This window comes from Helicobacter monodelphidis, assembly GCF_003288845.1.
GTDB lineage: Bacteria > Campylobacterota > Campylobacteria > Campylobacterales > Helicobacteraceae > NHYN01.
Map to the genome: position 1 here is coordinate 1 of NZ_NHYN01000020.1, position 12,406 is coordinate 12,406.

Genomic DNA, 12,406 nt, shown 5'->3' on the forward strand with positions numbered 1-12,406 from the left:
CTTTGCACAATCTGATTTAAAACGCCTCGCTCATCAGAAAACCATTCACCTTTTTTGAATGTAAGCTCTGAAGGAGGTTTAATGTCTTCTTTTTTAGGAGGTTGTAAGTAAAACTGATAACCTTCTTCTCTTGCTTGTTTGTAAAAGTCTTTTAAGATGTTTTCATCTTTAAACCATTCAAGCTGTTTAATGTCTGGATTATCTTTTGTGGATTGGCTTAAAAGTGGTGTTTTTCCTCCAAATTCACGCATTTGTTCATTAATATTTCTTTGTAACTCTAAAAGAAACAATTCCTCTGGCTCAACAATTTCTGCAATAATTTCATCATTCTCTGCAGGGATAAGATTTTTTTCAACATAAGGAATAATTTCTGTGCTTGGCTTTTTGAAAACACGATGAGGAATTCCAATATCATCTACAGAAATATTGTAATTCTTTAATAGATTCATCCTCATTGCCTCTATTTCTCTTAAGTCTCCATACACTATTGCATTTTCTAACATTAATTTTGGTAATTTTTCGTCCTCGCCCCATACAAAAGAATTTCTTTGTTCTGCTTTGATTAATTCCTTGTATTCTTTGTATCTTTGCCTTAGGTTTCCATACTCTAATTGCTCTTGCAAAAGCTTACTTAGATTTGACCATATATCACTTGCAAAATCATCACCTAATAAGCCTCCATCGCTATTTTCTCTATTCATTTTCTTTAGCTTTTCAAAGAGTTTTTTAGAAGGCTCTTCTAGGTTTGCGCTTCTCCTTAAAGCTGTGGCTAGAATCTCTGATTGTAGAATCCTAAAAAAATCAATATTTGTCCCTTTCTCCATTTCTCTAATTGAAACCGCTGGAGTTTGGTTAATTAATGTGATTAGCTCTTGTATATTTCTTGAATGACTTTCTCTCTTTTTGCTTAAATTAGCTAAACGCATAATAGATTCACTCAAGAAAGGAATAAAATTTGTTCGTTTGTCATCCTTGAGTGCAAAAAATGCCCCTGCATTATCAATAAGCATTCGGTAAAGAACTTTGTCCTCTTCATTTCTTGAAAGCACATGCAACGCATTAAAAAAGCCTTCTTTGTTTTTGCTATCTTGAGAAATATAACTCAAAAAGGCTAAACTCGCATCATCTGTTCGATTAATATCTGCTTTCACAGAATTGCGGATAAATTCTTTCAATGAATGATAATCCTTGAAATCCTTAATATCTATCTTCTTACTTGCTAAATCCGCTATTTTTGTCGTATATTTTTTGAGATTCTGCCACGCTGCTTCTGTGAATGTATTGTTTCTGCCATCATTACTAGCAATAGCAATTCTTTCTAAAGTCTCTTTAGGTATATCATTAGAGACAACACGAACAATCATCTCGCTATCATCTAAATGCACAGAAAAATACTTTTTAGCCGCTTCCTTGAAAGCTTCAAATTCTTGCTTATTTTGGCTTAAAATGCCTTCTGCTCTGTGATTTCCTATCATCACATAACCATTATTGTCAATTAATGGTAATCCCTCAAATCCACCTTCTTGTGAAAATATCTCATCTTCTTTGAAGTCTGTTTTTACTCTAAAAACGATATTTTCTTGTCGATATTCTCGCTTTTGATAAGGATTTTCTGGGTATTTAAAGCTTGTTTTAATTTTATCTTTTTGTACGATTTTAAAGGTGGCATCTATAATATCATCATCATTTGTCTTGATTTTTGTGCCAAAAGCTTATTAATGGGTTTCAAAACAAAAAACATACAACCCCCATAAATAAGCGTGTTTCAAAAAAAATCTTTTTTCAAAAACACTTTCAAGCAACCAAAAAAACTACGTAAACAAGGGTTTAAAAGGATTTATAGTTAACCTTACAAATATACCTTAATCAGAACATATTTACACGCACGACAAAAGTGCTGGAGGAATATAAAGTGGTATGATTTTATCGAATTCAATGCTCCTGTCTATCTCATTTAAATATAATCTAAAATATGTTACAATGCTGAAAGCTTGGGTTCAGTAACCCTCTGTTTATTAATATTTCTTGCTTTTAGGAGAAAAAATGACTGATTTATTGATTGAAATTGGCACAGAAGAACTGCCAGCTATTCCATTCCTAAAGGAAAAGCCACAGATTCTCCAGAAATTTTATCAAATCCTTAAAGAATATCGACTGGAATGTGAATGTATGTTTTTTTATACGCCACGTAGAATTGTGATTCTTTCAAAGCAGTTTCCTGTGCAACAACAAAATACAACAGAAGAATTTTTTGGACCTCCTAAGCAGGTTGCCTACAACGGAAATCAACCCACTAAGGCATTTGAGAGTTTTTTGAAAAAATGTAATATTACTGCTGAGGAAGTTAGCTTTATCCAAAAAGAAGGTAAAGAGGTTTTGTATTTTAAAAGAGCGGTGCGGGGTAAAAAAAGTGAGGATATTTTACAAGAGATTGTTAAAAAATTTATTAATTCTTTAAATTTTGGAAAAAGTATGCGTTGGGGTAGTCTTGAGGAAAGTTTTATTCGCCCCATTCGTTCTTTAAGTGTATTGCTTGCAAATAAACCTGTTTTTATGGAGATTTACGGCATTCAGAATGAAGCAAAAACATTTGTCCATCGTTCTAAAACTTTTGATAAAGTTTCTTTTACTAGCATTCAAGATTATCAAAATAAACTTTCCTCTATGGGTGTTATTTTAGACCCTGTTGCTCGTCGTGAAAGAATTTTGAATCAAATTCAGGCGATTGAACAAGCAGAAGGCATTCAAGTGGAGCTTGATTTGGAACTTTTAGAGGAAATTGTGGCAATTACAGAATATCCAAATGCCTTACTTGGGAGATTTGAGGAAAAATTTTTAAAACTTCCTCCGCCAATGATTGTTACTTCAATGAAGGAGAATCAACGTTATTTCGCAACATATAAAGGGGGTAAGCTTTTTAATGGCTTTATTGTTGTTAGTAACGCATTGAGTGATGATTTTGCATTGATTGTCAAGGGAAATGAACGCGTATTGAGAGCAAGACTTTCTGATGCACTTTTCTTCTATAATAATGATTTAAAGAATGGTTTTAAAACAGAGCAACTCGAATCTGTACGTTTTATTGAGGGGCTTGGTAGCATGCTTGAAAAAAGCCAAAGGGAAGCAAAAATTGTGCAGATTTTGGGTGAACGTTATCAGCAAGAATTAGTAAAACAATTACAAAAAAAACATAATGAAGTCATGGGACTTCTTGCTGAAACAAGCTTGATCGCAAAGGGTGATTTGATGAGTGAAAGCGTGTATGAATTCACCGAATTGCAGGGTGTTATTGGTTCTTATATGGCGGAACATTTGGGATTTTCAAAATATACTGTAGATGCATTGTTTGATCAATATTTACCCAAAATGCAAAACGATCCGTTACCGCGACATCTTTTTAGTGCTTTGTTCTCTTTGGCTTATCGTTTAGATAATCTTATGTCACTTTTTAGTATTCAGAGGATACCAAGCGGTTCTAAAGACCCATTTTCGTTAAGGAGAGCTGCAAATGGAATTATTCGTATTGTTGCTCATGAAAAAATTTCTTTTCCTTTGACAGAAATTTTTACAACAATTGCACCGCTTTATCAAAAATTTGATTTGAATGAATTAGAGAAGTTTGTTTTAGAAAGACTTGATTCCTTTATGGATGTGAATCCATCTCTTATAACGGCAGTTTTAAAGAGCGGTGAACGTGATATTTATGCAATTATACAAAAAATTGATGCATTGCAGAAAGTACTTGCTAAAATTGATAATAAAGAATTAAACGCTACATTTAAACGCGTTGCAAATATCACGAAAGATATGGACTTGCAAATACTAAAAGCAGTCAACACGGAAATTCTTTATGCAACAGAAGAGAGAGAACTGTTTAATCAGTTTTCATCTATTCAAATGCAACAGTTCGATTCTTATGTCCAGGAGATTGAAAGCTTAATGGCATTAAAGCCCTTGCTTGACCGCTTTTTTAATGTTGTGCTCGTAAATGCACCTGATGAAGCCCTAAGGGAAAACCGCAAAACATTGATTGCACTGATTTACAAGGCATTCCTGCGTATCGCTGATATGACAGAGATTGCGTTTTAGCTTAGGAATAATTCAGTGTGATTTATTTTTATTAGGCTAACCTAATTGCCCAAAGCAGTTTTTTGTCTGAATTTCACCATAGAAACGTTTCATAAAGATATAGTTTGCACGTCCATCGAAAGGACGAATACCAAGCTTTTCTAAAGCTAATTCAATTGCATTTAATACCCATGCACTTTCATGAATAGGGATAGCTCCCATATGGTTGATTCTAAAAATCTTACCTTTGAGATGGTCTTGTCCACCAGCGATATTCACATGGTATTCACTCTTAAGAACTTTTCGAATTGATTCTGCATTCTTCTCATCAATAATTGTCGTCATCGCAACCGCAGGATTTTTGGGGTAAATTTTTAGCCCAATTTCTCGTAGAGCTTCTTGCGTGGCTAAAGATCTCGAACGTGTTTGTTGGTAGATATAATTGAATCCAATTTGGTTGGCTTGCTCAAAATAACTGTATAAACCTTCAATAATTGTAGTTGCAGGTGTGTAAGCGGTCGTATTCTTGCGTTGATTTTTTAATTCTGTTTTAAGATTAAAGTAGTAGCCTACATTTCTTTCTTCAATTAAATCAACAGCAGGTTCTGAAAGTCCGATAAAGCTTAAACCCGGCGGAAGCATAAATGCCTTTTGACTTCCACCAATTACCGCGTCAATATCATGCACATCGATAAATTCTACTCCCAATGTGGTGATACAATCTACAATAACCATAATATCTGGATTAACTTCCTTAACCGCTAAAGCAATTTCTTCGAAAGGGTGTCTTAGCCCACCAGCACTTTCACATGCCTGCAAAAAGACAGCATCAATATCTTTATCATTTTTGATAATAGAGATGACTTCCTCAACACTTGCTGGAGTATCCCATTCATTTTTGATTTCAACATAAGGAATTTTGAGAGATTCAGCAATTTTTGAGAATCGTTCTCCAAATTTTCCGCTATTGATAGTAAGGGCTTTTTTTGTACATAGAGATGTCATACAAGCTTCCATTGCACCTGTTCCAGAGCTTGCTAACATAAGAACTTCGTGCATTCCGAGCAAAGCAAGTAAAGAGGAACGACAATCCTCAAATAAACGTTCAAATTCTGGTGTGCGATGGTGAATTGTGGGGCGACTCATCGCTTTGCGAATATTCTCCGGAATGGGTGTTGGGCCTGGCGTAAAAAGCAACATTCTTAAACTCCTATAAATTTCATAGCAAAACAGAAACTGCGATTATAACCTAAAATGATTGGAGTATCAATAAGAATATAAAATTGTTTGTCGAATGTTTAGGTTTTAGAGAATTATAAGTGCCAAAATGATAGACTCTAGGGGTGAAATTTTAGATTCTATTTAACATCTTCTACAAGGACACGTATTGCATTTTGTTGTTGTTGGGATTTTAATCCTTATCGTTTTATCGTTTTTGTTTTTGGGGAAAAAGGGAGGGAATATTTTTTCTGCAATTACTTCAACGCTCGGTTCCTCTTTAGCACTTGTAGTTTTGTTAATTTTTGTTGCTGTCATTTTTTTTAAAGTTATTGATATTTTTTCTTACCCTTATTTTTTTGCGTTACCAACCTTGAGTGTTTTCTTGTCTGTTATTTTTTGTTTTGTGGCATTTTATACGCACTTGTATCAACAAAGAATATTTTGGTTTTACCTGCTTGCTGTGATTTTGGTAAATAGTTTAAGCGATAATGTCCAGCATATTGTTTATCGTACGATTTTATTTATTATGGCTAGTGTATTGTTGTTTGCGTTGTTACAAATGGCTTTCAGAAAATATTATAATAGTATTCAGGCGAGAACTATCTCTTTTTCAAGAACCCAAAATGAGCTAGGTTTATTACACCAGCAATTATCGCAAGAGCTGGAAAACGCAATGAAAGCAGTGTACGCAACACGTGATCTTTTTGAAGAGGTTTTCACGCAAGAGGAATTAACAAAACGAAAAATTGCTACAACACTTCAAGGTATTCAGCAAGAGATTCAGGATTTGCATACAAATACACTTGATACGCTTGAGCATTATAATGATGTTTTTGACTCTCTTGTTGAATCCCAGAAACAAGAAATTGTAGAATTATTAAATTCTAATATTAATCAGATACGGGAATTTGCAAAAAAAGCTATTACAATTTCAATCAAACTTTCAAAAATGAAGAATAGAAAATCTCAGAAGCAGACAGATATTCAGTCAGTTTTGGAGTTATTAGAGCAAATTTCACATTTTTCTTCACAAAATATTTACAGGGGGTAATGATGCGTTTTGTTACATTTCGGAAAAAAGATGAGAATCAGGTTTTGAGCGGCATTGAAATTAATAACCGATATTTCAGTTTTATAGATTTTAGGTTGCCCTATAGAAATATTAACGAATTTATTTTATATGCAACTTCATCGGATTATGAATCTTTTAAATACCCAAAAGGAGATGGTTTGCAAGAGGATTCTATCTCTCTACTCGCACCCATTCAAGAGCCTTTACAAGATATTATTTGTTTAGGTATTAATTATTTAGACCATGCTGAAGAATCCGCAAGATTTAAGCAAGAAAAGTTTGAAAAACGCGAGTATGCAGTTTATTTTTCAAAAAGGGTGAATGAAGCAAGTGGTGCTTATAGTGATATTCCTGTGCATGCGGATATTACCCAACAACTTGACTATGAAGTAGAGTTAGGTGTGATTTTGAAAACGGGGCTTTATAAAGCAACCTTGAAAGAGGCAAAAGAAGCAATTTTTGGTTATACAATTATTAATGAATTGAGTGCAAGAGATTTGCAATTACGACATAAGCAATGGTACTTTGGGAAAAGTTTAGAGGGTTGTTGTGTAATGGGGCCTTGTATTGTGAGTGCTGATGAATTTGGAGGGGAGATTCCTAATTTGCAAATTCAAAGTTTTGTAAATGGAGAATTGCGACAGAATAGCCAAACAGCAAATATGATTTTTGATATACCCTCTGTATTGGTGGAATTGTCGAGTGGTATGCGTTTAAAGGCGGGGACTATTCTATCCACAGGGACTCCAAAAGGCGTTGGAATGGGTTTTGAACCGCCTCTATTTTTGAAGGCGGGTGATTGCGTTGAGTGCTACATAGAACAAATTGGACGTACCTGTAATAGATTGATTTGAGGATACAAAATGGCAAATGTGATTGATTCCAAAATTAACCTAGAAAAGGATTCCATTCCTAAGCTTTTCTTTACTTATTTTATCCCTTCTGTTTGTGCAATGCTTGCACTTTCAACAAATACAACAATTGATGGTATTTTTGTTGGACAAAAAATTGGTACAGATGCTTTAGCTGCGGTGGGGATTGCGTGGCCTATTTTTCCAGTTATTATTGCATACGAATTACTTTTTAGTATTGGTGCAGCTTCTTTAAGCTCGTATTATATTGGCAAAGGAAAGGCACAAAAGGCACGTATGATTTTTAGTTCCGTTTTTTATTTTGCGTTAGTCAGTGCTTTAGTGATGGGACTTGTTTTTTATTATTTTCGTTATGAAATGGCTTTATTTTTAGGTGTTTCGCAAACCTTACTCCCACTTGTTGTTGAATATATTGGTGTTATTTTTTTGGGTGGTGTTTTCATTGTTTTACAACCTCTTTTAGATATTTTTGCGATTAATGATAGGCGTCCAAATTTAGCGATGATTGCAATGATTGCGTCTTCTGTTATCAATATTATTTTTAACTATATTTTTATTTTTTTGCTAGAGTGGGGATTGTTTGGTGCAGCTTTTGCAACAATTTTGGGGCATATAGTGGGATTCTTTATTTTGTTGAGGCATTTTATTAGCCGTAGAGGGCATATTTATTTTATCCGTTATTTTCATATTCGTGCAATTCTTGTTTCTGCTAAAAATGGTGTTCCGCAGGCAACTTCTGAAGTGAGTGCAAGTTTAATGATGCTTACCTTTAATCATGTATTGAAGGAAATTGTTGGGGATAGAGGAAATTCTATCTATAGTATTGTAATGTATATTGGGATTATCGTCTTTACAATTTTGCTTTCAAGTGCTCAGGGTGTTCAGCCCATATCCAGTTTTAATTACGGTGCAAATCGTTTAGAACGTGTGAGAGCAATTTTAAAGTTTGGAATATTCTTTTCCTCTATTGCGGGGGTAATTTTATATATCTGTTCTGTATTTTTTGACCGCTATTTGATTATGCTTTTTTTAAGTCAAGAGGATATGCACAATGATCCCATGTTGCTTACAGATGTTTCCTTAGCAATTAGAATTTATTTTATTGGTTTTATTCTTTTAGGTTTTAATTTCGTTGTCGCAACCTTATTGCAATCGATTCAAAGACCTTTGAATGCGTTGATTGTTACTGTCTCCTCTACATTGATTTTTGCGATACCTTTTGTATTGATTTTACCAAAGTATTTTGGGATTAATGGAATTTGGGCAAGTTATCCCTTGGCGATGGTATGTGCAAGTTTTATTGCAATAATTGTCATCAGTTATGAATTGCGTAAGGGTGTCCTTGCTCAAAAAGAAGCAAGGCAATAATTTATTGTAAAAGTAAACTTCCAATGCGACCATTGCGATATACAAGAAGTCGCTTTGGGCGATTCTTGTATTGATTTAATGCTTTTTTTGCTTCAGCTATATTCTTAATAGCAATGTCTTCAATTTGCATAATAATATCACTTGTCTCAAATCCTGTTTTGTCGGCTAAAGAATTTGCTTGCACTTCCAAAATAATTACGCCGTTAATATTGCGTGGAACACGATGGTTAGAACGTATAGAATCATTGAGATCACTTAATGAAGCACCTTTAATAATATTATTATCTGTGTTATTTGTGCCGATTCCTTCAGAAGAATTTGCAAGCTTAATTGTTACATTTTGTAGTTGTTTATTGCGCATAAAAGTTAAAACAATATCTTGGTTTGGTGGATAAGTTCCAATTAAATTGCGTAGTTCTGCAGCTCCTTTAACAGGTTGATTGTCTACTTTTACGATGAGGTCCCATACCTTCAATCCAGCTTTTGCAGCAGGGGATTGTGCCTCAACAGAAATGATAACAGCACCTGAATTTCCATTGTAACTTTCTTTTAAATCCTCTTTAACATCTTCAATAGAGATGCCGATAAAGCCCCTTTCAACTACCCCTTTTTCAATGAGGGCTAAAGAAATACGTTTTGCCATATCCGAGGGAATAGCGAATCCAATACCGTGATTTCCACCTGTACGCGAAATAATTGCCGTATTGATGCCAACCAATGCCCCACGACTATCCACCAATGCACCGCCTGAATTTCCGGGATTAATGGAAGCATCTGTTTGGATAAAATTTTCATAATCGTTAATACCCATTCCGCTTTTATTGAGGGCAGATACAATCCCTTGTGTTACGGTTTCTCCAACACCAAAAGGATTTCCGATGGCAAAAACGATATCACCAACAAGAATTTCAGAGCTTGCTGCAAATTGCAAGAAAGGCAATGGTTTTTTTGCATCAATCTTGATAACAGCTAAGTCGCTTTTTGGGTCCTTACCAATTAATTTTGCCGTATACTCTTTATTTTCGTTAGGTAATGCAACAAGGATTTCATCTGCACCGTCAATAACATGGTTGTTTGTGATAATGTAACCTTCAGAGCTGAATATGACACCACTCCCTAAGGAACGTTCTACCCTGTCTTTTGGGACGATTTGCCCAAATGAATCACCAAAAAATTGACGAAAAAATGGGTCATTTAACAAGGGGTGATTGGGTGAAACCCCTCGTGTTTTAACTTGTTTTTTTGTTGAAATATTGACAACTCCCTTTGCTGCTTCATTGATTGCTTCATTATAAGACTGAATTGTATTATTCTGGGGATTAGGCATTACTCTTGTGCCAATCGGGGGTGCGTCATTAATGTTGACAGCATTTGCAAATACACAAAATGCGAATGCAAGAATGGTTTTAAAGAAAACTTTAGTATTCATAATTTTGACTCCTTAAGAAATAATTAAAGCGTTGAAAAGCAAATTCTATACAAGAATCGTGAATGTAGGGTTAATCGTTGGTTGAGATAGGGGAGAATTTCAGCATTATTTCATTGATTTTTGTGTAGAATTACCCTGCGTACTTTTCACATTTCTATATCCACATAAAGGAGGATAATGTATGCAAAATGCTGCGAATATGGGTGTTGCAATGGAGTATGACTATTCGATAGCTAAACTCTTTTTATTTGCAACTATCATTTTTGGAATTGTTGGAATGTTGATAGGGGTTGTCATTGCTTTTCAGATGGCTATTCCTGAACTCAACTATCTTGCTGGAGAATATGGGACTTTTGGTCGTCTGCGTCCGTTACATACAAATGGAATTATTTTTGGATTCACATTGAGCGGAATTTGGGCAGGCTGGTATTATTTTGGGCAGAGGGTGTTAAAGATTACCTATCATCAGCATCCTTTCTTGAAAGTTATTGGGCTACTTCATTTTTGGATTTACATTCTTTTGATGGCTTTAGCGGTTATTTCACTTTTTGCGGGGGTAACACAATCTAAAGAATATTCAGAGCTAAATTGGATGTTAGACTTAGTTGTTGTCGTTGTGTGGGTGCTTTGGGGAATTAGTCTCTTTGGAAGTATGGGTGTGAGAAAAGAAGAGACGATTTATATTTCTCTTTGGTATTTCATCGCAACTTTTGTTGCTATTGCGGCACTTTATATTTTCAATAACCTTTCCATACCAACTTATTTTGTTGCACAAACGGGAAGTATTTTGCATTCTATCTCCTTATATGCAGGAACAAATGATGCAATGGTGCAGTGGTGGTTTGGGCATAATGCGGTGGCATTTATTTTTACAACTGCCATTATTGGTTTGATATATTATTTTCTACCTAAAGAATCAGGGCAACCTATCTTTTCTTACAAATTAACCCTATTTTCATTTTGGGGATTAATTTTTGTTTATGTGTGGGCTGGTGGACACCACCTCATTTATTCAACTGTGCCAGATTGGATGCAAACTTTGGGTTCTGTGTTCTCTGTAATTTTGATTTTACCTTCTTGGGGAACAGCGGTAAATATGCTTTTAACAATGCGAGGGCAGTGGGATCAGCTTGCAAAGTCTCCATTGATTAAATTTTTAGTTCTTGCTTCAACCTGGTATATGCTTGCTACGCTTGAAGGCCCTATTCAATCTATTAAATCTGTGAATGCTTTAGCACACTTTACAGATTGGATTGTCGGTCACGTGCATGATGCTGCATTGGGTTGGGTTGCATTTACTATTATTGCTGGGATTTACCATATGACTCCGCGTTTATTCAAGCGAGAGATTTACTCAAAGAAAATTATGGATATGCAGTTTTGGGTTCAAACTGCAGGAATTGTTCTATACTTCTCAAGTATGTGGATTGCGGGTATCACACAGGGTATGATGTGGAGAGCAACAGACGATTTTGGAACATTAATTTATTCCTTTATTGATACAGTGAATGTGCTTGTTCCTTATTTCTATATTCGTGCAATTGGTGGATTACTCTATTTGGTAGGATTTTTAATGTTTACTTATAATATTATTATGACCATCACTGCGGCAAAAGAGGTGAATGCTGAAGCCAAATTTGCTACGCCGATGGCAGGTTAAGGAGGATTGACATGTTTCATTTTTTAGAAAAAAATCCATTCTTTTTTACCGTGGCGGTGTTGGTTCTGTTCTCTATTGCTGGACTTGTAGAAATTCTCCCAGATTTTGCAAAAGCCTCTAAGCCCATTGAGGGCTTAAAGCCTCATACAATGCTTGAGGTTGCGGGAAGACAAGTCTATATTAAAGAAAGTTGTAATGCTTGCCATTCACAGCTAATTAGGCCTTTTAAATCTGAAACAGATCGTTACGGAAAAGTTAGCTATAGTGGTGAATATGCGTATGATCGTCCTTTTTTATGGGGCTCTAAGAGGACAGGACCAGATTTGCATCGTGTAGGTGATTATCGAACAACAGATTGGCATGAGCACCATATGTGGGAACCTGCAAAAACGGTTGAGGGTTCAATCATGCCTGCTTATAAGCATCTATTTGTAAAAATGGTGGATAAAAATACAGCATATGCGGAGGCTTATACAAACAAGGTTGTTTTTGACGTGCCTTATGATAGAGATGATATTCCTCATTCTACAAAACTAGGGACTTTAGAGGAGGCAAGAGCTTCAATTGTAGAGGAAGCAAAGCTAATTGTTGCTGACATGAAAGATCAGCAAGTTAAAGATGCAGTTCAAAGAGGTGAGATTCCAGAAATTGTTGCCTTGATTGCTTATCTTAATAGCTTGAATTCAGCGCGTCGCCCATTACCAACGGAGTGATTG

Annotated in this window: 9 protein-coding genes; 6 read left to right on the top strand and 3 right to left on the bottom strand. The window is 35.2% G+C overall.

The window, feature by feature from the left end; translation table 11 throughout:
- Nucleotides 1-1,697, bottom strand: a 1,697-nt coding sequence (locus CCZ01_RS08025) for a hypothetical protein (protein ID WP_181566374.1), incomplete at its 3' end; no start/stop codon positions are given.
- A 346-nt stretch (nucleotides 1,698-2,043) separates the two neighbouring features.
- On the opposite strand from CCZ01_RS08025, the gene glyS reads away from it, so the two are divergent.
- Nucleotides 2,044-4,089, top strand: coding sequence for a glycine--tRNA ligase subunit beta (glyS, locus tag CCZ01_RS08035; RefSeq protein ID WP_112052704.1), 2,046 nt, complete (start codon nucleotides 2,044-2,046; stop codon nucleotides 4,087-4,089).
- A 36-nt stretch (nucleotides 4,090-4,125) separates the two neighbouring features.
- Here glyS and CCZ01_RS08040 read toward each other — a convergent pair whose 3' ends face one another.
- A complete protein-coding gene (locus CCZ01_RS08040; protein ID WP_112052705.1) occupies nucleotides 4,126-5,268 on the bottom strand; it encodes a pyridoxal-phosphate-dependent aminotransferase family protein in 1,143 nt (380 codons plus the stop codon).
- Nucleotides 5,269-5,455: 187 nt separating this feature from the next.
- On the opposite strand from CCZ01_RS08040, the gene CCZ01_RS08045 reads away from it, so the two are divergent.
- From CCZ01_RS08045 to CCZ01_RS08055, 3 genes are read left to right on the top strand one after another with little or no spacing between them, the layout of a single operon-like run.
- Nucleotides 5,456-6,340 carry a hypothetical protein gene (locus CCZ01_RS08045; protein ID WP_112052706.1) on the top strand — a complete coding sequence of 295 codons (885 nt, stop codon included), beginning with the start codon at nucleotides 5,456-5,458 and terminating at the stop codon, nucleotides 6,338-6,340.
- 2 nt (nucleotides 6,341-6,342) lie between these two features.
- A complete protein-coding gene (locus CCZ01_RS08050) occupies nucleotides 6,343-7,215 on the top strand; it encodes a fumarylacetoacetate hydrolase family protein (RefSeq protein WP_112052707.1) in 873 nt (290 codons plus the stop codon).
- Between the two features lie 9 nt (nucleotides 7,216-7,224).
- The gene (locus tag CCZ01_RS08055; protein ID WP_112052708.1) at nucleotides 7,225-8,601 is read left to right on the top strand and encodes an MATE family efflux transporter; all 1,377 of its coding nucleotides are present in this window, start codon (nucleotides 7,225-7,227) and stop codon (nucleotides 8,599-8,601) included.
- Nucleotide 8,602: 1 nt separating this feature from the next.
- On the opposite strand, the gene CCZ01_RS08060 is transcribed toward CCZ01_RS08055, so the two are convergent.
- Nucleotides 8,603-10,030, bottom strand: coding sequence for a Do family serine endopeptidase (locus CCZ01_RS08060; protein WP_112052709.1), 1,428 nt, complete (start codon nucleotides 10,028-10,030; stop codon nucleotides 8,603-8,605).
- 199 nt (nucleotides 10,031-10,229) lie between these two features.
- Here CCZ01_RS08060 and ccoN point away from each other — a divergent pair, with 199 nt between their 5' ends.
- Together ccoN and ccoO are read left to right on the top strand one after the other, a co-directional pair.
- Complete coding sequence (gene ccoN, locus CCZ01_RS08065; protein ID WP_112052740.1) at nucleotides 10,230-11,690, top strand: cytochrome-c oxidase, cbb3-type subunit I; 1,461 nt, start codon at nucleotides 10,230-10,232, stop codon at nucleotides 11,688-11,690.
- An 11-nt stretch (nucleotides 11,691-11,701) separates the two neighbouring features.
- Nucleotides 11,702-12,403, top strand: a complete 702-nt coding sequence (gene ccoO, locus CCZ01_RS08070; RefSeq protein ID WP_112052710.1) for a cytochrome-c oxidase, cbb3-type subunit II — start codon at nucleotides 11,702-11,704, stop codon at nucleotides 12,401-12,403.
- Nucleotides 12,404-12,406: the final 3 nt, after the last annotated feature.

Bases quoted from the DNA above. Each gene is read 5' to 3' on its own strand.
- ccoO (WP_112052710.1), top strand. From the start codon at position 11,702: ATGTTTCATTTTTTAGAAAAAAATCCATTCTTTTTTACCGTGGCGGTG.
- CCZ01_RS08040 (WP_112052705.1), bottom strand. From the start codon at position 5,268: ATGTTGCTTTTTACGCCAGGCCCAACACCCATTCCGGAGAATATTCGC.
- ccoN (WP_112052740.1), top strand. From the start codon at position 10,230: ATGGGTGTTGCAATGGAGTATGACTATTCGATAGCTAAACTCTTTTTA.
- CCZ01_RS08060 (WP_112052709.1), bottom strand. From the start codon at position 10,030: ATGAATACTAAAGTTTTCTTTAAAACCATTCTTGCATTCGCATTTTGT.
- CCZ01_RS08055 (WP_112052708.1), top strand. From the start codon at position 7,225: ATGGCAAATGTGATTGATTCCAAAATTAACCTAGAAAAGGATTCCATT.
- glyS (WP_112052704.1), top strand. From the start codon at position 2,044: ATGACTGATTTATTGATTGAAATTGGCACAGAAGAACTGCCAGCTATT.
- CCZ01_RS08050 (WP_112052707.1), top strand. From the start codon at position 6,343: ATGCGTTTTGTTACATTTCGGAAAAAAGATGAGAATCAGGTTTTGAGC.